The organism is Bacillus sp. P4_E1, from assembly GCF_056401715.1.
The window spans coordinates 1-22,426 of the sequence record NZ_JBFUIV010000032.1 but is presented as its reverse complement, the minus strand read 5'-3'; the positions used below and the strand labels follow the sequence as shown (position 1 = coordinate 22,426).

Annotated in this window: 27 protein-coding genes and 3 pseudogenes; 8 read left to right on the top strand and 22 right to left on the bottom strand. The window is 34.4% G+C overall.

The annotated features are described in order from the left end of the window. Positions 1 to 114: 114 nt before the first annotated feature. The 3 genes and pseudogenes from AC1DS7_RS27110 to aceA all read right to left on the bottom strand — a co-directional run bounded on the left by AC1DS7_RS27110 (position 115) and on the right by aceA (position 3,040). On the bottom strand, positions 115 to 390 hold the full coding sequence (locus AC1DS7_RS27110) for a hypothetical protein (RefSeq protein ID WP_476999321.1): 276 nt from the start codon (positions 388 to 390) through the stop codon (positions 115 to 117). Positions 391 to 847: 457 nt separating this feature from the next. Continuing rightward, positions 848 to 1,126 (bottom strand): annotated as a pseudogene (locus tag AC1DS7_RS27105) (hypothetical protein); the annotation flags it as partial. Positions 1,127 to 1,759: 633 nt separating this feature from the next. Next, on the bottom strand, positions 1,760 to 3,040 hold the full coding sequence (aceA, locus tag AC1DS7_RS27100; protein WP_016100939.1) for an isocitrate lyase: 1,281 nt from the start codon (positions 3,038 to 3,040) through the stop codon (positions 1,760 to 1,762). Between the two features lie 581 nt (positions 3,041 to 3,621). Between aceA and AC1DS7_RS27095 the strand changes: the two genes are divergently transcribed. Beyond that, positions 3,622 to 3,846 carry a hypothetical protein gene (locus tag AC1DS7_RS27095; protein WP_002190252.1) on the top strand — a complete coding sequence of 75 codons (225 nt, stop codon included), beginning with the start codon at positions 3,622 to 3,624 and terminating at the stop codon, positions 3,844 to 3,846. 98 nt (positions 3,847 to 3,944) lie between these two features. Here the strand turns inward: AC1DS7_RS27095 and AC1DS7_RS27090 are convergent, their stop codons facing one another. The 3 genes from AC1DS7_RS27090 to AC1DS7_RS27080 all read right to left on the bottom strand — a co-directional run bounded on the left by AC1DS7_RS27090 (position 3,945) and on the right by AC1DS7_RS27080 (position 5,344). Then, positions 3,945 to 4,202, bottom strand: coding sequence for a DUF3963 domain-containing protein (locus AC1DS7_RS27090; protein ID WP_033715020.1), 258 nt, complete (start codon positions 4,200 to 4,202; stop codon positions 3,945 to 3,947). A 166-nt stretch (positions 4,203 to 4,368) separates the two neighbouring features. Continuing rightward, on the bottom strand, positions 4,369 to 4,878 hold the full coding sequence (locus tag AC1DS7_RS27085; protein WP_078176688.1) for a phage tail protein: 510 nt from the start codon (positions 4,876 to 4,878) through the stop codon (positions 4,369 to 4,371). Then, positions 4,865 to 5,344 carry a GyrI-like domain-containing protein gene (locus tag AC1DS7_RS27080; protein WP_002167907.1) on the bottom strand — a complete coding sequence of 160 codons (480 nt, stop codon included), beginning with the start codon at positions 5,342 to 5,344 and terminating at the stop codon, positions 4,865 to 4,867. Before AC1DS7_RS27080 ends, AC1DS7_RS27085 begins: the two co-directional genes overlap by 14 nt. A 110-nt stretch (positions 5,345 to 5,454) precedes the next feature. Here AC1DS7_RS27080 and AC1DS7_RS27075 point away from each other — a divergent pair, with 110 nt between their 5' ends. Beyond that, positions 5,455 to 6,417: a helix-turn-helix transcriptional regulator gene (locus tag AC1DS7_RS27075; protein WP_063217440.1), complete on the top strand. Its 963-nt coding sequence runs from the start codon at positions 5,455 to 5,457 to the stop codon at positions 6,415 to 6,417. A 293-nt stretch (positions 6,418 to 6,710) separates the two neighbouring features. Here AC1DS7_RS27075 and AC1DS7_RS27070 read toward each other — a convergent pair whose 3' ends face one another. The 9 genes and pseudogenes from AC1DS7_RS27070 to AC1DS7_RS27030 form a co-directional block, all read right to left on the bottom strand. After that, a complete protein-coding gene (locus AC1DS7_RS27070; protein ID WP_016100936.1) occupies positions 6,711 to 8,030 on the bottom strand; it encodes an aromatic amino acid transport family protein in 1,320 nt (439 codons plus the stop codon). Positions 8,031 to 8,177: 147 nt separating this feature from the next. After that, positions 8,178 to 8,331: pseudogene (locus tag AC1DS7_RS27065) on the bottom strand (L-serine ammonia-lyase, iron-sulfur-dependent, subunit alpha); the annotation flags it as partial. 855 nt (positions 8,332 to 9,186) lie between these two features. Continuing rightward, positions 9,187 to 9,936 (bottom strand): ABC transporter permease, encoded by a 750-nt coding sequence (locus tag AC1DS7_RS27060; protein ID WP_002014105.1) that lies wholly within the window; start codon positions 9,934 to 9,936, stop codon positions 9,187 to 9,189. Continuing rightward, positions 9,937 to 10,698, bottom strand: coding sequence for an ABC transporter ATP-binding protein (locus tag AC1DS7_RS27055; protein ID WP_016100935.1), 762 nt, complete (start codon positions 10,696 to 10,698; stop codon positions 9,937 to 9,939). Between the two features lie 168 nt (positions 10,699 to 10,866). Continuing rightward, positions 10,867 to 11,208, bottom strand: a complete 342-nt coding sequence (locus AC1DS7_RS27050) for a DUF1048 domain-containing protein (protein ID WP_002014108.1) — start codon at positions 11,206 to 11,208, stop codon at positions 10,867 to 10,869. 75 nt (positions 11,209 to 11,283) lie between these two features. Further along, positions 11,284 to 11,604 (bottom strand): PadR family transcriptional regulator, encoded by a 321-nt coding sequence (locus AC1DS7_RS27045; protein WP_002128372.1) that lies wholly within the window; start codon positions 11,602 to 11,604, stop codon positions 11,284 to 11,286. A 582-nt stretch (positions 11,605 to 12,186) separates the two neighbouring features. After that, a complete protein-coding gene (gene hcp, locus AC1DS7_RS27040; protein ID WP_002137545.1) occupies positions 12,187 to 13,473 on the bottom strand; it encodes a hydroxylamine reductase in 1,287 nt (428 codons plus the stop codon). A 692-nt stretch (positions 13,474 to 14,165) separates the two neighbouring features. After that, entirely contained in the window at positions 14,166 to 14,939 is a 774-nt protein-coding gene (gene bla2 / locus AC1DS7_RS27035; RefSeq protein WP_016100934.1) for a BcII family subclass B1 metallo-beta-lactamase, read from the bottom strand. Positions 14,940 to 15,083: 144 nt separating this feature from the next. Beyond that, a complete protein-coding gene (locus AC1DS7_RS27030; protein ID WP_016100933.1) occupies positions 15,084 to 15,365 on the bottom strand; it encodes a MazG nucleotide pyrophosphohydrolase domain-containing protein in 282 nt (93 codons plus the stop codon). A gap of 122 nt (positions 15,366 to 15,487) precedes the next feature. Here AC1DS7_RS27030 and AC1DS7_RS27025 point away from each other — a divergent pair, with 122 nt between their 5' ends. Further along, on the top strand, positions 15,488 to 15,778 hold the full coding sequence (locus AC1DS7_RS27025) for a DUF3784 domain-containing protein (protein WP_016100932.1): 291 nt from the start codon (positions 15,488 to 15,490) through the stop codon (positions 15,776 to 15,778). Positions 15,779 to 15,807: 29 nt separating this feature from the next. On the opposite strand, the gene AC1DS7_RS27020 is transcribed toward AC1DS7_RS27025, so the two are convergent. Continuing rightward, positions 15,808 to 16,089 carry a hypothetical protein gene (locus AC1DS7_RS27020; protein WP_000397708.1) on the bottom strand — a complete coding sequence of 94 codons (282 nt, stop codon included), beginning with the start codon at positions 16,087 to 16,089 and terminating at the stop codon, positions 15,808 to 15,810. A 182-nt stretch (positions 16,090 to 16,271) separates the two neighbouring features. On the opposite strand from AC1DS7_RS27020, the gene AC1DS7_RS27015 reads away from it, so the two are divergent. Next, complete coding sequence (locus AC1DS7_RS27015) at positions 16,272 to 16,466, top strand: hypothetical protein (protein ID WP_002087600.1); 195 nt, start codon at positions 16,272 to 16,274, stop codon at positions 16,464 to 16,466. Positions 16,467 to 16,576: 110 nt separating this feature from the next. After that, complete coding sequence (locus AC1DS7_RS27010; protein WP_016100931.1) at positions 16,577 to 17,614, top strand: serine hydrolase domain-containing protein; 1,038 nt, start codon at positions 16,577 to 16,579, stop codon at positions 17,612 to 17,614. A 48-nt stretch (positions 17,615 to 17,662) separates the two neighbouring features. On the opposite strand, the gene AC1DS7_RS27005 is transcribed toward AC1DS7_RS27010, so the two are convergent. The 5 genes and pseudogenes from AC1DS7_RS27005 to yeiL form a co-directional block, all read right to left on the bottom strand. Next, positions 17,663 to 17,911 carry a hypothetical protein gene (locus AC1DS7_RS27005; protein WP_002087603.1) on the bottom strand — a complete coding sequence of 83 codons (249 nt, stop codon included), beginning with the start codon at positions 17,909 to 17,911 and terminating at the stop codon, positions 17,663 to 17,665. Positions 17,912 to 18,207: 296 nt separating this feature from the next. Then, entirely contained in the window at positions 18,208 to 19,242 is a 1,035-nt protein-coding gene (locus AC1DS7_RS27000; RefSeq protein WP_002087604.1) for a flavin-containing monooxygenase, read from the bottom strand. 131 nt (positions 19,243 to 19,373) lie between these two features. After that, positions 19,374 to 19,551 (bottom strand): annotated as a pseudogene (locus AC1DS7_RS26995) (metallophosphoesterase family protein); the annotation flags it as partial. A gap of 42 nt (positions 19,552 to 19,593) precedes the next feature. After that, complete coding sequence (locus AC1DS7_RS26990; RefSeq protein WP_476999320.1) at positions 19,594 to 19,947, bottom strand: glyoxalase superfamily protein; 354 nt, start codon at positions 19,945 to 19,947, stop codon at positions 19,594 to 19,596. 13 nt (positions 19,948 to 19,960) lie between these two features. Further along, a complete protein-coding gene (gene yeiL, locus AC1DS7_RS26985; RefSeq protein WP_002165330.1) occupies positions 19,961 to 20,653 on the bottom strand; it encodes a transcriptional regulator YeiL in 693 nt (230 codons plus the stop codon). Between the two features lie 134 nt (positions 20,654 to 20,787). Between yeiL and AC1DS7_RS26980 the strand changes: the two genes are divergently transcribed. From AC1DS7_RS26980 to AC1DS7_RS26970, 3 genes are all read left to right on the top strand, one after another. Beyond that, positions 20,788 to 21,210 carry a DMT family transporter gene (locus AC1DS7_RS26980; RefSeq protein ID WP_016100929.1) on the top strand — a complete coding sequence of 141 codons (423 nt, stop codon included), beginning with the start codon at positions 20,788 to 20,790 and terminating at the stop codon, positions 21,208 to 21,210. A 13-nt stretch (positions 21,211 to 21,223) separates the two neighbouring features. Then, positions 21,224 to 21,688, top strand: a complete 465-nt coding sequence (locus AC1DS7_RS26975; RefSeq protein WP_016100928.1) for a DMT family transporter — start codon at positions 21,224 to 21,226, stop codon at positions 21,686 to 21,688. A gap of 104 nt (positions 21,689 to 21,792) precedes the next feature. Then, positions 21,793 to 22,272 carry a hypothetical protein gene (locus tag AC1DS7_RS26970; protein ID WP_002128384.1) on the top strand — a complete coding sequence of 160 codons (480 nt, stop codon included), beginning with the start codon at positions 21,793 to 21,795 and terminating at the stop codon, positions 22,270 to 22,272. A gap of 56 nt (positions 22,273 to 22,328) precedes the next feature. Here AC1DS7_RS26970 and AC1DS7_RS26965 read toward each other — a convergent pair. Continuing rightward, positions 22,329 to 22,426, bottom strand: a 98-nt coding sequence (locus AC1DS7_RS26965; RefSeq protein WP_161512297.1) for an IS3 family transposase, incomplete at its 5' end; no start/stop codon positions are given.

The window sequence follows — 22,426 nt, the reverse complement described above, 5'->3', positions numbered from 1 at the left end:
GCTCGTATTTATTGTTTGGGGATAAATCGTTCTTTAAGCTTGATGGCGATTTGGTGCTATCCCTAAAACATCTGGACTGTAATAGCCACCTAAAAAATGCAAACAAAAAGACCTTTAATCAGTCGTTTTGTTTGCATTTCCTTTTTCTAAAACTACAGAAAAGATAAGTACTATAGTTAACACCATAATAAACCCTACTTCACTTCCATCACTTACAAAAAATGAATACAAAGTATAAATTAAAATTAATATTCCATAAATAACTTTGTGCAATGAACTCCCCCCCCTTTTTGCCGTATATATTTTATTGTAAAAATTTAATTCAAGCCCTATATCAAAATGAAAATAAAAAGCACCTGTGATATACACAAAGTGCTTTTCTCTTGTCAATTTATCTATTTTCACTATATTTATCTATTTTCTTTTTATAACTCAAATTTCTTCGAATCGTACTTTTCTAGAGTTTGTTACAATTCATTTTGTTCATATGGAATATGTTTATCTATCTGTACATCTTCAACATTTTCTCCACCTGTTAATACTGTTTAATCATTTTGTATTGCCCTCCTTTTGTTTGATTACTTGTATCATAAAACAAGTATCTGAAGTTGATATGTAGTTTATCTAGAGTGTATGTAAATTTAAAAAATCTCTAATAAAATGTTTATGTTGTAACGTTACCATCAAAACTAGTGCTTCAAACACCCTGATTTGAAGAGACAGTAACCCATATTCTAGCTTGAATTCCCACTACAATTCTATATTGAATAAAACCAGTTGATCCCTATAATATAAAAAGAGCACCACTTTTTGGATGCTCTTCGTTATAACTATATAGTATTTAATTTCCTTCTTTTGTTGGTACCATTTTTCCTTCTTGAGAACCTGTACCTTCTGTTCTTTCAACAGTTTTTGCATCTCCTTTAGGAGTTGCTGGCACTGCATCTTTAGGTACATCAAAGTTTTGTGAGAAAGACGTTGTTCCATCTGCACTCCGTGTAATTACTTGATTTGAACTATCTTCATTTGATTTTAAATTGTCCATTTTCGCATCATCTGCACCTACTGCACCCCCCGCTACCAATCCTGTACTTAAAAGTGCTCCTGCTAATAATGTTTTAATCATTTTTCATTACCTCCTTGTTTTGTTTGGAACTACATTTAGCATAAGACAAGAATCTATAGTTGATATGGACTGTATCTGGAGATTATGTAAAGAAAAATAGATGATCAGTTGTATATCCTAATGGGTGCTTAGGCAAGATTGAAACTTAATATGAGTTTGATAATTGAGTTACCCTTCGTTTTTGGGTGTAAGGTTTTTGGCTGGGGTGAAGTGAGGAGCTAAACTTTTCTAATTTGAAACATTTACAACTAAATTTGCAATAAATTTCTCAATATAGATATACTTGTTATTTATAGTTTAAATATTCAAAATTCAAACTATAAAGCGTGATAAAAATATGATGATTATCCCTTATGTTTACTCCTTGTACTAAAGATAAGATTAAATTCTCCGACCTTATCTTTTTTGTTTGTAGAAATTTAATGCAAAAAAACAGAATCCTTAGTATAAGGATTCTGTAACAAGAAATGACAGATATATAGCAATAAAAAGAGTTACTTATATTATAATTTAAAAATGCAACAACCATATTGATAAAATTCGAAATAAATTGAATATTATATATATGTGTTTCTCATGCAATTTTTGTTCAAAATGCCAATGTTATTTAGGACTTTCTCCACAATAACTGAATTAATTATCTTTAAACTGCAATTCTTCCGTAGAACCTTTCAGCGCTGTCGTAGATGAAGTTCCACCCGTAATCACTTGTGCTACTTCGTCAAAGTAACCTGTTCCGACTTCTCGTTGATGACGCATAGCAGAATAACCATGCTCTTCTGCTGCAAATTCGGCCTGTTGTAATTCAGAATACGCTGCCATACCACGTTCTTTATAGCCGCGTGCTAATTCGAACATACTGTGGTTTAACGAATGGAATCCTGCAAGTGTTACAAATTGGAGTTTGTAACCATATGATGCCATTTCTTTTTGAAAGTTTTCAATTGTTTTTTGATTTAATTTTTGTTTCCAATTAAACGACGGTGAACAGTTATATGCGAGTAACTTTCCTGGGTATCTCTCATGAATTGCTTCTGCAAAAAGCTTCGCATCTTCTAAATTTGGTTCAGACGTTTCACACCAAATAAGATCTGCGTACGGTGCATATGCTAGGCCACGTGCAATTGCTTGATTGAGCCCCGCTTTTGTACGATAAAAACCTTCCGTTGTTCTTTCTCCTGTAATAAATTCTTGATCAATTGGATCAATGTCGCTCGTAATTAAATCTGCTGCATCTGCATCTGTTCTTGCCACGATTACTGTCGGCACGCCCATAACATCCGCAGCTAAACGAGCAGAAATTAAATTACGTACCGCCGTTTGTGTCGGTAATAATACTTTTCCACCTAAATGTCCGCATTTCTTTTCTGAAGACAACTGATCTTCAAAATGTACACCTGCTGCACCTGCTTCAATCATTCCTTTCATTAATTCAAATACGTTTAATTGCCCACCAAAACCAGCTTCTGCATCTGCAACAATTGGTACGAAATAATCTATATCACTGCCACCTTCCATATGCTGAATTTGATCAGCACGTTGCAACGTTTGATTGATTCTTTTTACAACAGAGGGCACACTATTCACTGGATATAAACTTTGGTCTGGATACATATGTCCAGCTAAATTGGCATCAGCAGCTACTTGCCAACCACTTACACAAATTGCTTTTAAGCCTGCTTTCACTTGCTGCATTGCTTGATTTCCTGTTAATGCACCAAGCGCATTGATGTAGTCTTCTATATGAAGCGATTGCCAAAGTTTCTCTGCACCGTGGCGTGCTAGTGTATGTTCAATATCGATAGATCCTCGAAGACGAATAACATCTTCGGCACAATACGGGCGTTTTACCCCTTTCCAACGTTTATCTAACTCCCAATTTTCTTGTAATTGTTGAATTCTTTCGTTTTTCATTTCTTCCATCTCCTCGTATGTTATTTTTCAGTTATTCTTTCGAGTAACTATTACACTAAATATTTTCTTGGCCGCCTGAGTATATTCCTGGATAATGAAGATAAGAATCAACGCTTTCTTTTATTTGTTCTTGGAAGAAAGATGCTAATATTTATTTTCCTGTTGAACAAATCCTATTTCTCTAGCTAATTTATCCAAGATATGTGATGACATATGTCGGGGGAATTTCTCAGTAAACAATTGTAGTTCATTTTTTCATTTTTGGGGAACAATGAGTTTCTTAACTTGATGGCAATGTGGCGGGACCACATGGCTATCAACCTAAAATTTTATAGTATCCCCAAAACGAGAAAATTGGCATCTCCAGATAAAAATATACATTTTTTGTTTTTGGGGTACTAGTTTCATTAGCTTGATGGGCATATTGGTGAAACCTCGAAATGGACATTTTGGTAGGCAATTCTTCTTCTCTTAAAATAACCTTAAATATATTATAGATTTAAGAATATTAGAAAAATAAATGGTATAATTTCCTAAAACATCCTGAATAAAGTTGATTTTAGAAAAGGAGTAGAGAGGAAATGTTTCAGAAGCTCAAATTTTATTTACTCAGTCTTGTAATTAGTTCAATGTTAGGTGGGATTATCATAGGTGCTAATTTCTTGGTCCATAACATCTACTATTTAGTTGTAGGTAAAGAATTTCATTTTAATATGTGGTCTTCTATTATTATATTTAGTATCGTATTTATTTCGGGTTTCTCGTATATGTTGAAAAAGGGTCCAGATATACTTGTTAATGATTAAACCAATAGTAATTATAGTAGGCGCTACCATGATCCGGTTGGCGTCTTGTTTGTTGTTAAGGAAAGATAACAAAACAAAATTTCCTTAATCACAAAGCTTTAAAAGTAACCTATCCATAGTGATATTAAAGTTACTACTAACAGGGCAAGAAGAAATATGATATTTCGAATCCACTTTTGTATATCATCAAAATACTGCTTTATAAATGCAACGTTGATATAAAACATGAGAAATACAACAAAGAAGGTAAAGTTACCAAATTTATCGGTCAATTTTTCATTGGTAAATGTGCTTACATGAAGGAACAGTAAAGTAAAAGTTACTAAGAATAACTCAAATAGCCTTTTTTTGCTCACACCACCACCACTCTACAGTAATTTCCTTTCGTTTTATTTTATCTGAACGTAGTGTGTAGCAGACTATGAATATTATACTTATGTAAAAAAAGGCTAACAATTCAAGATTGTTAGCCTTAATCGCGCCTTTTAAAAGAATAACTCAATACAACAAATGACTGATTCTTCAACTTGCAATATATTCTCCTTTAATTACAAAAAACGAACCTCGAATTGTTCCAGCAAGTTTAGACTTCTGTCTAGCAAACTTAAACTTCTCTACTAACTCCGTTGGTATCTCCATTCCCTCAGAAAGCTTAAATCCAACGGCCCGCTTCTTTGGGTTATCCAACGTATACATGACGTTGACTGCAAGACCATCCTCATAGAAGACATAGGCAAATTTAATATTTTCCACTTGAAAACACGATGTTTCTAAAGGTTTTGCCGCAAACTCAATATCACGTTCTTCTTTCAAAATGCGGTTCACATAATCAAGAGTCTTCTCGCTTTCACTAGCTGGTACAACCGTAAATTCATGCTTGTATTTATTCATAAAGTAACGTGCTTCATGGGCACGTAAACCAGCAAGCGCTTCTGCTACAGGTGAAGACTCCATGCCAGCTGTAGTTACGTTTTTAAAATCAACTATATCGGACAATTCCATCTCTCCTTTTAACACTTTACTTCCTAACAACTGGAATCCATATTTCACCAAATACTAAGCCGTTTCGCTGCCCCATCTCAACTGTTGTATTTGGCCCACCAACATAGGCAAAATCTTTTTCTTCTGCTAATGCTTGACCAAATGCAATACCAGTAAGCTTATTACTTAGCTCCTCAGCTGTATTGCCTTCCCCTTTAACTACTAGGTATTCTCCCCTCGGAAACTGGATAACTCTAGATTCTTCTTGTATCGTTGCCTCTGTCATGACACCAGCGTAATACATCATCTTGTTATTCACCGCTTCACTCACAGAAAAAATGTAATCATTTGTAGCTAAAGCTTTTAAAGTGTCCAACCTTCCATCTTGTTCGACGGCCAGCCAAAAGTCTGCCTTTTCCTTGTTTATGCCCGCAAAGTCTGTATAGTGGCTCTTAAGTTCAGTTCCAATACCTAACACGATAAAGCTATCTTTTTCTTCTATTGTATAATTTTTCATATTTAAAACCTTCCTCACTTTTAAATTAATCAAACGATTTATCTTTTCACTTGATGAGTTTATAATATCTTTAAATCATGTCAAAAAATGATACTGTTTAGGAGAACAACATGAAAAAAGTTGAACGGATTAATACCATCATGCGGTACATCAACAACCGCTCCCACTTTACAATTTCTGAAATCATACGAGAATTTAACATCTCACGATCGACAGCTATTAGAGACATTAGAGAAATTGAAGCCATGGGGATGCCGCTCGTCGCTGAAGTTGGAAGGGATGGGGGATATTTTGTCATGCATAACTCTATCCTGCCCGTTGTTCGCTTTACTGATAATGAGGTCAAAGCTCTTTTTATTGCCTTTATGGCCACAAGAAATCAACAACTTCCCTATCTAAAGAGTCGTCAGTCTTTAGCCGAAAAACTACTAGGACTCATCTCAGAAATCCAGCAAGATGACCTTGTTCTTTTAAATCAAATCTTGCTTTTTGAAGGGACTAACCCCCATAATCCCGACCTACTTGAGCTTTCTGACCTCCCCCATCCTATGTTAGAAAAACTCATCCAAATCCTTCTTTTGGATAGCCATTTATTGATTACCGTAAAAGAAGAGGAGGAATTCAAGTCTTATCCAATTTATCTACTACACCTTTATCAAGAAAAAAGCCATTGGATAATTGAAGGCTTTGACATAAAAGAAGAAAAAAAGAAGATGTTTCTTGTCGATCATCTCATTAATGCCGAACCCTATACGACGAAAAAGAGATTAAGTAAGAAAAAGATTTTAGAAAAACTAAGTAAGAAGGACGAAGCACTCAACCTTGTACTTGAACTTGGTCCAAAAGCGATTGCCCAGTTCAAAAAATACCATCCTTTAAAAATTTCTATTTCCTATACAAATCCTTACCAATCCACAGCCATTCTAAAAACTTTTATCAATGTTAACAATCCCGATGAATTAACAGAAATAACGAATTGGATACTTTTCCTAGGTAAAGATATCAAAATTAGGGAAGTGCCTGAAGAAGTGTTAGAAGGTTTAAAAGAGAGATTATGTTTATACTGCCCATAAGTAGTGACCAGTTAAACCCAAAATAATATTGATTTTGACTAGATGCCAGTTACCTCTATTTAAATACCTAGTAAAAACATTTTATTCGCTACCGCTACTTTAAACGCTCTTCTAAGAATAACGCCAACACAAAAAAAGACATGAACTAATCTTTGTTCATGTCTTTTTATATTAGAGTTTAACCCTCATAAAACAGCTTGTTTAAAATTCGAATATGGACTTATCTTATCCATAATCGCTTTCATTCTTTTTTCATATCCCACTATTTTAGCACTTGAACTAACAATAGCGAATTAGAATAATGACTTAATACTTGCTAGGACAGTAAGTATACCTACAACAATAACAAATACATTGCTCATTTTCCCTTTGTATTTAGCTAGTACTGGTACTTTACTAATCGCATACATCGGTAATAGACATAAGATAGCAGCAACTAATGGACCGCTCAGAGAATCAATAATTCCAAGAATACTTGGATTTGTATAAGCGACAAACCAGCATGTTAATACAACAAAAGTAAGGATCATTGTCTTAATTGTTTTTTCTTCAATAACTTTTCCACGTGTTTTACCGAACTTCATAATCACGTCACGCATTACCTCAAATGCTCCTATATAATGGCCAAGGAAAGACTTTGTAATAGCCACAAAAGCAATGATTGGAGCTGCAATAGTGATTACAGGCGAATTAAGCTCATTAGCAAGATATGAAAGAATTGATAAGTTTTGCTCTTTTGCCATTTTTAAATCCTCTGGAGTCAAACTCAGTGTACTACTCCAAACGAAGAACATAACTACAACGAATGTCATGATATAACAAACTTTTTGTATTTGTGCACATTTAGCATCAGTAGCTTCTATTCCATACGTAGCCTTCTGTTTCACAACAAATGATGAAATCATAGGTGAATGATTAAATGAGAATACGATGATTGGTAAAATCATTAATATCGTTCCAAAATATCCTGTTCCTGTTGAAGCAGTAGAAACACTTGAAAAGCTAAGCATTGACGTATTCCACTGTGGAATTAAAGATATTGCGATGAAAAGTAGAGAAGCTATGAAAGGATATACGAGCATACTCATGATTTTCACAGTAATATCTTGACCAAAATTTAGTATAGCAATAAGGCCGAGCACTAATACAAGAGATAAAATGGCCCTTGGAGGCTCCGGCATGTGCAATTGATGCACGATAAAACTACTTGCGGTATTTGTAAGCGCAACCGAATACATCAATACGATTGTATAAATTGAGCCGAAATATACGATGTTAAAAATGATACTTGCCTTATTTCCGAAATACTCTCTTATTGTGCCTGTAATCCCCTCATCAGCAGAATTAGAAGTGTAAATCATTTTAGCAAGTGCCCTATGTGAGTAATACATAACTGGATATGCAAGCAATGTAATTAGTAGTAATGATAATAAACCACCTGAACCTGCATTAATCGGTAAAAAGAGCACCCCTGCTCCAATTGCTGTTCCAAAAAGGCTCAATGCCCAGGTAGTATCTTGTTTATGCCACTTTTTAGGATCTAGATATTTCTCATTTTTCACTGCAGTATTTTCAGCTTGAAATTCTATTTTTTTTGCAGTATTCCCATTCATATAATAAATCCCCCTTGTATCCTATTTTTACGTCTCTTTTTAGGCTTAAGAATATAGACCATTCTTAAAAAATGAACCGCTTACTTGATGCACCATATTGTAAACGATTCCACCTAAAGCTGTCTCTCTTAATGTGCGAGGCATTTATCCTCCAACCCTATACTTACCATTGATGATATTGTTTACACCAGCTAATACGATATCCGCTGCTGCTAAACTATTTTGAAGAAATCCCCCTTCTGGTCACACACCTTTCTGTAATTAATCGTTTCAGTCTGTCCAATTTTAAAATGTTTGATATTTTCTTCGTAGGTAATCGGTTACCTCTCGACGCCCTCATTATAACGTTTATATTTGCGAGTCTAATATTTTTTTATTTTTAGAAAGACAGAATAAACAGAATTATGAATAGATAATAAATTACAATTGGTATGTAGCAATTGTGTCTATTTTTTGAAGCTGTATTAGTTAATAGAAAAATAAACATAATACAGAGTTCCTTTCGTTAACACATTGATTATATTAGGAACTCGTTATAAAGATACTTATATTTCCCTTTGCTTTCACATCTTATCTTTGACATGAAGCTGTTGTAATAAATAATACACATTGATGTAAAGGAATAAATTTAGAAAACATAAAATTATTCCCATGAATTTTTATTACATATAACGAATTAATATTCATTTTTCAGAAAAGAAGAACTTTTCCAAAGGAGCCTACGCACCTTATATAATGGTTATCATGTTGAGCCTGTTAAAAGAATTACACCATAAGTTTCCATTTACTATATGTAATATTTATTAAGTGTAGTTTTTTCTAAATATGCATAATTACATATTTAGAAAAAGAGAGTATACTTTCGAATTGTGTAGTAAAGATATAGCCCACCTACGGAAATAGGTGGGCTTTTCATGTATAAAAATTGCATTTATTATATGGCAATTAGAATTGAGGTCAAAATATTATCTCTTCCCTTTTAACTCTCTCAGTCTGCTTTTTCTCAACGTCTGAGCCTACTTACGTACCAACTGCATAACCAGTAAGAATACTAACAATTATAGCAATAACTAAGATTAATGTGATTTAAATCCATTTTCCCATATATATATTATTCCAGAAGGTTTAGTTGTCATTGTGCACCGAACTGGTGGTGTTACCCTAACTGACGTTTAAATGCTTTGCCGGCGAAGAAGTAAGCGATAACCATAATGCCCACACACCAAGCAAGTGCAATCCAAATATCGTTGCCAACAGTCCCTTCATATAAGAGGGCACGAATCGCATTTACGATTGAAGTCACAGGCTGGTTTTCAGCGAACGCACGAACAATTTTTGGCATAGTTTCGGTAGGAACAAAGGCCGAACTAATAAAGGGCAGAAAAATTAGTGGGTACGAGTAGGCTGTCGCCCCTTCCATAGACTTCGCTGTCAACCCAGGAATGATAGCCAACCATGTCAGCGCCAGCGTAAACATCCCGAGTATTCCAGCTACCGCGAGCCAATCCAGAATATTAGCACTGGAACGGAAGCCCATTAAGAGCGCAACAAGAATAACCACCACGATAGTAAGCACATTAGCAACAAGTGATGTTAATACGTGAGCCCATAATACCGACGAACGCTTGATAGGCATAGTAATGAAACGTGCCATCAGCCCGCTCTTTACATCCGTAAACAACCGTACGGAAGTGTAAGCGACACCGGATGCGATAGCCATCAGCAAGATTCCCGGCAATAAATAATTGACGTAGTTATCCGTTCCTGTCTTTATGGCGCCGCCAAATACGTAGACAAACAACAGCATCATCATAATCGGCGTAATCGCTACCGTAATAATTGTATCCGGACTGCGCATAATGTTGCGCATTAAACGCCCTAATAATACCCCTGTTTTGCTCTTCATTTACATCTCCTCCTTTTTGCCAATGATCGCAAGGAAAATTTCTTCCAATGTCGGCTGCTTCTCGATATACTCCACTTTTGTTGGCGGGAACATCTCTTTAAGTTCTGTAAGAGTACCAGTCGTAATAATTTTTCCGCCATGCAAGATAGCGATACGGTCCGCCAGTTGTTCGGCTTCCTCGAGATACTGGGTCGTGAGCAAGATGGTTGTGCCGCCGCCGGCAAGTTCCTTGACGGTATCCCACACTTCAATCCGCGCTTCGGGGTCAAGCCCTGTCGTCGGTTCATCGAGAAAAATGACTGCTGGCGTCCCAATCAAACTCATCGCGATATCAAGCCGGCGCTTCATCCCACCTGAGTACTGGTCTGCCCTCTGGTTGGCTGCATCAGTCAGGCTGAATCTTGCAAGCAAATTATCAGCGACTTGAGCAGGACTAGAAACTCCACGCAAATTGGCAATCATTATCAAGTTTTCTCTCCCCGTGAGCATACCGTCTAAAGCTGCAAACTGCCCTGTCAGACTGATACTTTGACGAACATGATCCGGTTGACGCTGAACGTCAAAACCACAAATACCTACTTCGCCGCCATCTTGCTTCATCAGCGTCGAGAGGATATTGACTATCGTCGTCTTGCCCGCTCCATTTGAGCCCAGCAGTGCGAAAATTTCGCCACGCTGCACTTCAAAATCTACCCCTTTTAACACTTCCTTATCTTTAAAGGATTTTTTTAATCCTTTTACAGAAATCGCTGTATTGGTCATGCTTTTTTCCTCCTTAAAAAATGTTTTGTAAAGATAGACTGCCTACACCCTCTATTTAGTATTACTGATAATCTGTATTACTTAGTACTGATTTAAAAATATAACTGAATAGCAGTGGCGTCAATTCACATTTGTAACCAGCTAATCAGTCGGTATTACCTGTTGCATTTATTTTTTTCTCAATTGCTTCATGATACTTTCATTCAAATCTTCACGATACTTGGAAACATAAGTTTTAGCGTTTGCCACTAGTTCGTCAGCAAAGGATGCCACGTCCTCCCCAGTGATTTCTAGCACTTGTCTGCCTTCCGCCGCACCGGCTTCAAACAAATCGATTAGTTCATACTGTATGTGTAGCATATCCATCCCGTTACCAGCTGAGAAATTCCACATGTAGTTTTGAATTTTCTTAAACACAAACTGATAGTCCTCTGGCAGAGCTCCAACACGTGCCATCATCATTTTGTACTCTTTTTTATCACCAATTAATTTTTTGAACATTTCCAACATATTATTTTTCCTCCTTTTTTATAAAGCAGAACAAGAAACTCCCAAAATATCGGCCGAATATTTAATCTTATGAGGCTAGTTTGACTTCAAGACGTTAATTTTTGATGATACAAAATCCCATTTTCTCCAAAACAATTCAAGTTCCTGACGGCCATCCTCATTTAGTGAATAAAACTTGCGAGGCGGCCCCATGTCTGACGGTTTCTTTTCAATATTCACAAGTTTTTTCTTCTCTAATCGCACAAGGATGGTATAGACCGTTCCTTCCACGACTTCAGTAAACCCAAGCTCATTCAGGTGGCGGGTAATCTCATAGCCATAAGTTTCACGGCGGCTAATGATTTCCAGAACACATCCTTCCAGCGAACCTTTCAGCATTTCAGTTAAATTTTCCATATTCTGATCCTCCTTTACCCCCTATTCTGTCTGACTTATATTCAGTATCACAGAGTACTAAGGCTAATTTTTACTGAATAGCTTTTGAGAAACCTCACTATTCAGTATTACTTATTACAACTACATTGTATGACTAAGTAGATGGAATGTCAACTCGATTTTTAAATTTTTTCTTAAATCCGCTTTTGCCTATTGGATACTGAATATATTTTTAAAAACTACGCTATTCAGTATTACTCATTACCACTACATTGTATGACTATGTAGATAGAATGTCAACTCGATTTTTAAATTTTTTCTTAAATCCGCTATTATCTATTGGATACTGCCTATTTTCTTCTTAAGAAATCTCACCACATACCTATCCAGCTAAGAAAAGGAAATACCCAAAACAAAAATTCCGCATTTTTATTTTGGGCGTTATAATATTCCGAAGTTAATGAATGTGGATAGCTCTCCTTATTAAAAAGACGGATCATTTTTTTGTTCTTCTACTAATGCACCTGTGCATTTAATACATGAGCTTGCGAATACATACAAATTCTTTATAAAGTCAACTCTACATATAGGACATCCTTTTTGTTACGATAACATCATATTCATATCTTCTGCTGCGGTTGTAATTAGTTTTAAACCGAATGTCTCTTGTAATACATCAAGCACACCAGGTGAAATAAATTCAGGTGCCTTTGGACCAATGCGAATATCTTGAATACCAAGACTAAATAGCCCAAGTAAAATGGCAACCGCTTTTTGTTCAAACCATGATAGAACAATACTCACTGGCAATTCATTCACTTCACATTGAAAAGCATCAGCTAAAGCGGCCGCTATTTTCACTGTAGAAATTGAATTATTACATTGTCCTAAGTCAATGTAACGTGGAATCTCCGTACCGGGCACAACACCATAACTCACATCATTAAAACGGAATTTCCCGCAAGAAGTTGTTAAAATAACCGTTTCTGGCGGAAGTGACGTTGCTAATTCACGATAATATTCTCCGCCTTTTCCCGGAGCATCACAACCTGCGATGACAAAGAAACGCTTAATCTTTCCTTCTTTTACTGCATTAATAATTTCCGGAGCTAATGATAATACTGTATTATGATGAAACCCTGTTACTAACTGCTCATCCGACTCCATATGTACTTCTGGAAGTTCAAGCGCTTTTTGAATCAATGGTGCAAAATCATCATTTTCAATTTTTTGTACACCCTCTAAACCTGCAATATCATATGAAAAGAATCGATCAGAGTATGATCCTTTAATTGGCATAACACAGTTCGTTGTAGCTAATATGGCACCTGTAAATTTTTCGAAAAGGCGTCGTTGATCATACCATGCCTTACCGATGTTTCCTTTTAAATGTTTATATTTTTTCAGTTGTGGATATCCGTGTGCTGGTAGCATTTCAGAATGCGTATAAATGTTAATTTCTTTTCCTTCTGTTTGCTTTAATAACTCTTCTAATGCAAATAAATTATGACCAGTAACTACAATTGCCTTACCTTCTACATGGTTCTGCGTAATTTGAACAGGCTCCGGAACACCAAAGTGATTCGTATGTGCCTCATCTAATAACTCCATTACTCGTAAAGCCGATTTCCCTACTTTCATAGCCATATCAATATGTTCTTGTTCATTAAAGTTAGAATTTGTTAATGTCATATATAGCGCTTCTTGAGTTGTAGCATCTACAAATGCATCTGTATACCCTAGCTGCGCAGCATGCGTACGATAAGCCGCTATTCCTTTTAATCCAAACACAATCGTATCTTGTAAACTTGCAATTGTTTCATTCTTACCACAAACACCCATCACTTTACATCCGCCTGTTGGCGTTTGTTCACATTGATAACAAAACATATCATCCCACCCTCTCCCAATCATTCATTACAAATTAAGCATAATGCCCATTAGGAAAAAAGGATGTGATATCAATCACAATAATATATATAAATTTGTGACAGTTCATATTGTTGACATAATATTTTTATTGACATCAAAAAAACATACAGAAAAATGGACACCTTTGTTGATGCCTTCAAATAGCTAGATAATTGATTTAGAGAACTATTAGCAACTAATAAGCATACAACAACACTATTCTTTCTATCATTCAACAGAAAGAATAGCGTTTTTTCATTTTGAAGCACTATCAATTTTTTGATTAAAGATTTTATGGGGAATCGCTTTATTTACATTACATTTACACTACCTTAACATTGTTTACATTATTTATATGATATATTTATATAGAAACTACTTAAGAAATTTCATGTACATTGTTATCTTTATAATCTCTTAACTGATTGATAAGAGATTATGTTACATTTTCATACCAGGGGTGAATTAGGATGACTGAAACTTTAAAGACACTTATAATGCTTGATGTTACTTATGTTGTTATAGCAATTATGACGGTACTGGTATTTGTATACTTGGAATTAAAATCTCAGTAACTTATGCAGGCATAATTGATAGCTTCGCATTTAAATATAGTTAGAAGAAAGCGAGGAGAAAATTATTTCTCCTCGCTTTTATATTCCCACAGTTTCTTATTTCAACAAATCCAATGTATGTAAAAGTAATCCTCTGTCCCCTACTTCTCCATGACCAGGCACTACTAAGTTCATATTTCCATATCGGTTCAACACATTCTCAATCGATGTGGACCATTCATTTACATATGCATCAGCAACATTCCCTAAATCTTTAGCTTCCGCAGATTTCACTAAACAGCCTCCAGCTAAAATGTTGTATTGCGGTAACCATACGACAATATTATCTTCTGTATGCCCTTTCCCTGGATAGAACGTTTCTACTTTTATATTTCCAAACTTCATATTCGTAATTGTTTGTAAGTCTCCAAGTGGCTCTTCATATCCATTTTTCTTTGCTAGTTCCGCAGTTAATGCTGTACTATGCGCTTTAATGCCTCTTTCTTTCAACGTTTTAATTCCGCCAATTCGATCAGCATGCGCATGTGTAATAATAACATCCGTTACGCGCTTCTTAAATTTCTTTTCTACCATCTCTATTAGTTCCTTCGTTAACTTATCATCCCAAGAAGAATCGACAAGCACTAACCCTTTAGAAGTGTTAAGAACTAGACCGTTCGAAGGAACTGCTACTCCATTAAAATAACCTAACTCAGTATGAACCCATACATTTTTGTTTAACTGAGAAATTGAAATAGTTCCTGTCTCATTCTTTATTACTTTTTGCTCTAGCTTTTGTTCCGCTTTCACAGAAGAAATTGTGCTAACAAATTGAATTGTTCCTAGTAAACTAACACATACCCCTAATTTTAATAATGTATTCTTTTTCATTTTTATCAATCCTTTCTTTCAAATTAAATGGTTATTACCTATATTAGACAATTCGTCTCAAATGTTTGTTCCATCTTTTTTTACATATTTTTCATACCATTAATAAAAAGCGCAAAAAATTTTGTGCGCTTTTTAACTTTCCTTTTACCATTCACGTTTTTTATTAATAATCATTTTTTCTTCAAACGCCTTCTCTAAATCAATTTCTAACTTGTTTGCTAAATCACATACATTCCAAATTACATCAAACATTTCTAAACCAATCTCTCTTTTCGAATCTTGTATTTTATCACGCTTTAATATAACTTCCGCTAATTCACCTAATTCCGCCATCACATACATCGTACGCTCTTCAATTGTTGTATCTTGAAATCCTTTTTCTTTACTGAAACTCGATACATATTGCTGGAATTCCGAAATATTCATATATAATCTCCCTTCATCGTAAATATCTCATTTTTAATAAACTTAAAATCAAAATTGTATTTTGTTAAATTATAACATTCATACTATAATTTATTTATAGCCCATTAACGGAGGTGTTTTCAATGACTCTCTTCGCTTCCCCATCATTATTCATACTAGCAATCATTTCATTTGCACTAGCTTATTTCATCGGAGTAAAACAATACACTTGGCTCTTATCAGGTTTCAATGAACGCCGTGTGTCAGATAAATTTAAGTTATCGAAGATAGTTGGTCTTTATAATTTAACCGCTGGTGTTATCGCCACAATTGGTAGTGTCTTCACTACCCCTAATGCAAAAATCGTATTTCCTATCATTATAATTGGCCACGTTATAATAGCTGCTTATGTAAATACACGTATGGTGCAGTGAAAAAAGATCACCCAAATGGATGATCTTTTTTATAATTTATCAACATATTGCTTCGCTTCTAGTAAGGAAAACCCAAAAGCCTCTCTTACTCTCTTAACTGCCGTAACTGTTTTTCCTTCTTCCATAAGCTGCCGCAACTCTTTATTAATTTCGGGTTCTCTATCTATAATTCCCATTTCTTTCGTAATTAGCTGTAATCTATCTTCCATCCGCTTTAAACGCGCATCCGTTTTCTTTTCGATTTTATTTAATTTTTCAACGATATAAATAAACCCAAAGACCGCTATCGGTATRATCATCCAAAATTCCATGACTATTCCTCCTCACTAGCTTTCATATGTTTTATTTAAGTAACTTATGTAAATTTTACCACAGGAAACATTTAATGTATAATAGTAATATACAACACTGTTGAAAAAGTGAAACTTTAATCAGTGGGAGTTTTACTGCCCGTTAATGCGGGATAAAACTTTTTATTTTAGGGGGACACTTTATGAAAAGATTTTTTAAGACGTTACTACAATTTGTAGTTCTTTCAATTGCACTACATTTGTTATTTGATATAGTTGGTTGGCTTGTTTTCAATGCACCAATTAAAAACAAACAAATCTTTATTTCCTTTATAACAGCCTCATGGCTTATGTACATGTACAGAGATAAATTTTTTAAAGCATTTACTTCGAATTAACTTAAACTAAGAAAACACTTCATCGATAAAAGATGAAGTGTTTTCCTTTTCTCTCTATTTACTACTGTATAATAAAGTTAATATTCTGTCTTTAAAAGAAAGGAGTCACTATGAACTTAAAAAGTAACAATATATATGAGAAAATGAACCAATATTCTGTTGCAGGGTTAAGCTTTGCCGTTATACGTGACGGTAAACTTGATGAAGCTACTGCTTTCGGAACACTTGAATCTGGAACAACTAGAACTGTCACTACGAATTCCATATTCAATTCTTGTTCTATTAGCAAATTCATCACTTCAATGCTTGTACTAACGTTATCAGATCAAGGAATCGTACATTTAGATGAAGACGTAAATGATAGACTCACATCTTGGAACATCCCTACCAATCTATTTACTTCACAGAAAAAAGTCACGCTGCGAAACTTATTAAGTCACCAATCTGGAATCATTGATCCTCCCAATAGTTTTGAACATTATACACTTGCACAAGGAATACCTAAAATCCCTGAACTTCTTGCTGGTAAAACATTATATTGCCCAGTACCTATAGAAGTAACTTATGCACCAGAAAGCCAATTCCACTACTCTGACGCAAATTTTTGTATTATCGAACAACTACTTGAAGATATTACTGGAAAATCGTTCAACCTTTTACTTGAAGAATATATCTTTCAACCACTTCAACTGAAGAATAGTACGGTATTCCCTACTGAAGATATAAATAAATTAGATACATTTGCTTGTGGACATAATAAAGATGGCACCGTTACAAATGAGAAGTATCCATTTTATCCATTCGCAGCTGCTTCAGGCATTTGGACAACACCAACTGACTTATCAACTTTAATTATTGAAATCATTCAGTCCTTACAGGGAAATAGCAAACTGGAACTTTCTCAAAAAACAGTACAAGATATGATTTCTCCTCAAGGATGCACCAAATGGACTGGGTTAGGTGTTTTTCTAGAGTATTCTAATGAAGACTTACAAATTCATTCACTTGGCTGGGGTGTTGGATTTCAATGTATGATGGTATGTAATCCATACCGAGGTAATGGCGCTGTTATTATGACGAACTCGGATTTAGGTGTTCATCAAAAGGATGGGATTATTGGTGAGATTTTAAAAATGTTATCCTTATAATTAACGAAATAAAACAAAGAAAGAAGCTGATTCTCCCAGCTTCTTTCTTTATATAACATTTTTCACCACAATTTTAATATGTTCTGGTGCGATAATTTCCGTTATACTTTCTTGGAAATCTTCATGCAGCAGTTCTTCAATATGCTCTAACTGCACTTCGACATGTGTGCATTCTAAATTATGTATGTTTAATAGTGCATAATGATCTTTCTTCTTAATTACTAAATATTGATTTTCTTCTGTTATGAGTACAGAACCTAATCGTATTCCTAGTAGACGTTGATCATCAAACTTCACAATTTTTTCTCCTTTCCAACTGCGAATGTAATTACTATACAAAAAACCTAATTTAAGGAAAAGAATCTTATATAGACTATATCATAATTTACTAAAATATAAATATCATATTTTCTTTCAATAGAAATCCCCGTTTTTTTATATATTTCGATACAAAAAACTTTCTCAACAAAAAATTATAATTTTCAGTTTTTTATTTCATGAAAATCTATTATACTAAAGCTAATAAGCGTTTGAAATGTTTGACCTCTCCTAATTCATGTACATATGGATGATCAGTAGCTGTTGCTACTGATCTATTTTTTGATTTCAGAAAGCAAATACACCGCATCCTTTCCTACACCACAAATAAGCGCAGAACCCCTTTGAGATTGCCACGGCAGCCCAATATAATACAATCCTCTTACTGGACTCATTCCCTTTGTATGATTAGGAAATCCATTCATATTCACTGCCTTTTCTATTTCAATCCATTTATAATCTTGAACAAAACCAGTTGACCATATAATACTTTGTGCACTATACGTGCCACCATTCTGAAACATAATATTATTTCCTGATGCACTTACCACTTTTCCCTGTAGTTTTATTGCTCCACTACGAATAAGTTCCTTACCTTCAAAACCAAAAATGGGATCCTTTCGCTTCTGAAACCACCTTCCTCTCTTTGTATGTATTTCGGCATACAATAAACCCATTTTTTCTAACCAATTAAAAATGCTTTTTCTAAAAAGATATAACGGTAAAAAGGTTAACGGATGACTTATAGCCATTGTAACTTCATGAGTTTTTGCAAGTTCTACTGCTATTTGCATGCCTGAATTCCCACCACCTACTACAAGTACTTTTCCCTTTGGAATTTGTAATGGTGATTTATATTGTGATGAATGTATTTGAAAAATATGTGATGAAAGATGTTGTGAAAATGAGGGGATGAATGGTTGCTGAAAACCACCTGATGCGATAATAACTTTTTTCGATTGTAAAATTTCTGTAGGAGTGTGTAATTCAAATATTTCTTTCTCTTTTCTTATTTTTAAAACTTGAGTCTGTAATTGTACCGGCAATTGAAAATACCTTGCATATTCTTCTAAATAAATTGCAATTTCATCTTTACATGGAAATCCACTCCCTTCTCCTTTTAATATCATACCTGGTAAACTACTATATTCCCTTGGTGTGAAGAGCTGCAAAGAATCATAGCGGTCTCTCCAAGAATCGCCAATTCGGTTTCCCGCCTCAAGTAATAAGAAACTATATCCTTCCTGCTTCAAGTAGTATCCCATTGTTAATCCAGCTTGACCAGCTCCAACGATAATTATATCTTTCATTCCAATTCCTCCTTCTCACAAACACATGAATACATGTTCATATGTTCATACGTTTCCATAATCATAACATTTTATTTTTTTATAATTCAATATCTATCCAAAATAAAAAAGAGCAGTTCACTATAAAGTAAACTCCCCTTAATATGTATCATCTCGTTACTCATTAATATTTCAATTGTCCCCAAAGGATCTAACGGCCCATACACACTATCACCTAAATTTATTATCATTTCGAATATCTTTTAATACCGCCTTTAAAGCGTGACTATTCCCATTAATATCTGAAATCATCGCTATTTTTCTCTTCATTGTAACCCCTACTTTGATAAATTATTTATAACACCTCAATTTCTAAACCCTTCCCTCATAAAATGTAATTCTATTTGAGAACGGATCAATCACAGTTAATTCAATTATATCCCAAGGTGTTCTCTCTATATCAGGTTTTGAATACGCATAATCTTTACTTGATAAAATAGCATAATAACTTTTTAAATCCTCTATTTTCACACGAATTGCACCGCCTGGTGAAGCATCCCCATGATGTTCAGATAGATGTATTACAGTATCATTTAACGAAATTTGCATATATAATGGCATATTTTCCTCATACCGATGTTCCCAATCCAGTTTAAACCCTAAAAAATTCAAGTAAAATAACTGAGCCTTTTCAATATCAAAAATTCTAAATATAGGTGTAATCATTTATAATACCCTCCTATTTATAAACATCCGCCGCCAATTCCCGCAAAACATCTACATTCATCACTTCAAAACAACCATTGCTTTTCTTTATAATTTCTTTATCACAAAAAACATTTAATGTACGTAATAAATGCCGATAACTCGTCCCTAACAATTCAGCTATTTCCGTTAAATTCCCACTAAACACAATTCTATTTCCGTGCTGAACCGCCCGTTCCCCTGCTGCTAACATGTAACTCGCAAGTCGATTTTCAAGTGGATACAGTAAATTAATTGTACTATTTTTTGAAAGTCGATTTAATTTATGGGCTAAAGAACCGCAAATACATCTCAAAAATTTCGCATCATGAAATAATTGGTTTCTCACTTTCCCTAAAGGTAGCCCAACACAATACGAATCTGCCATCACTTGTACGTTTGAAGCAGTCTTTTGAGAATGAATTAACTCCACATCTCCTAGTAACTGCAAACTATCATAAAAACATAATAATACCGATTTCCCGTTACTTAATGTGTTAAACGCTTTCGCTTTTCCTTCAACAAAGAAATATAAATAATCTATCTCTTCGTTTTCTCTGCAAATGAACTCATTCTTTTTAAAAAATATAAGTTCCATATATGGTTTCATATCACTACTAAAAAATGAATCAATATTATTTTGTTTCATATACTCTGCCAATTTATTAGAATTACATACTTTCTTCATAGTCCCCCACCTTTACAACTCATCCCAATTGTAAACAAAATTTTCTTCTTTCACTATGACATATGTCATAGTAATACACAATTTCAGCATGATACAGTCATTACAAATATGAAATATAAAAAGGGGATATTACATTGTATAACTTTTTTTCTGTCTTTATTGGTGTGCTTATTGCCATTATGCTCCCATTGAATGGGATTTTATCTGAAATAATCGGTAATTATACAGCGAGTGTTGTCATTCATCTTGTCGGTTTAATAGCAGTTATTTTCGTTTTAATCCTTAACAAAAATAAACTCCATTTTGATAAAGGTATTCCACTTTTTTTATATAGCGCTGGGGCAATTGGAGTATTCACTGTTCTTTTTAATAATATAAGTTTCTCTGCTCTTGGTGCCTCTATTACGATTGCATTAAGCTTACTTGGTCAATCCATCGCTTCCATAGTTATTGATCATTTCGGTTTATTAGGAATGAAAGTTTCGAAGTTTGATAAGAAAAAATTAATTGGATTATTATTCATCTCTTCTGGAATTATAGTCATGACAATTTATTAATGGAGGTAAGAAAATGTTATATATTTGTATCGCTATTTTAGCTGGTGTTTCTATCGTTGTTGCTAGAATTATTAACGCGAATTTAGCAAAGGAAATTGGAAATTGGGAAGGCACATTTTTCAATTATATTACTGGATTATTTTTCTCCATGTTATTTTTAATTTTCAGTTCAGATTCGTTGTATATTTCTAGTCATACGCTACAATCCATACCTATTGCTGTATACTTAGGCGGATTAGTAGGCGTTATCGTCATCTCATTATCAAACTATATTACTCCTAAAATATCAGCATTTTATTTAACGTTACTCATCTTTATCGGACAATTGTTTACGGGGACTATCATCGATTTCTTCCTGTCACACGAACTATCAACCGGAAAAATTATCGGTGGATTTCTCGTATTAATAGGGCTTACTTACAATTTACTCGTTGATCGCCCTATAAAAACCGTGAAGCATAACCACGTTCAACTATAATACTTTACGCTTACCTATCATATATTAATAGAAAAGCTCTTCACATGAAGCCATAGAGAGGAGAATACCCTATTAAGAAAATCATTTTATTGATAGGTAGCGCATTGATTGTTTTTGGAACCGTATGGTTTTTAAACTCTGGAAAATCTATTCAAGATCTCTATACAGCAAGTAAACCAAAGAAGAAAGCTACTATTATTTCAACTCAAAGAGACCCAAATGCACCTCCTGTTTTTTTAGGAAAACAGGAAATAAAAGATATACATGTAGAGTCGCTTAAGACAAAAAAATCTATCTTCCTTACAAAAACAGATGAATTAAAAACATTCATTAACAGTATGGATACAGCAAAAAAAGGCGATTTAACGCTAGATGAAGAAGGTTCTGATTTAGTAGATTGTAACATGTGGATTACTTTCCAAGATGGAACTTATAAACAATATTTAATTTGGATAGTAGATAACAACAGTAGTGAAGTTATGATTGCCCATCAAAACACTCCTGATGACGTAGACCTTACTTATTATCAATTAAATGAAGGTAATTCAAAAAAAGTATATAACTTATTTAAAAAGGTTATTTAATAGAAAAAGTCATGAGCTACTTGAAGTGACCCCCGAAAGTTAGACAGGTCGTTTCATTAGGCAGCCTCTAGGGTATGAGCCCGGTATTGTACCGGGCTCATACCCTTTAATTTTGCCTTAATTCTTTTATGATTATAGTATTCTATATACTTTG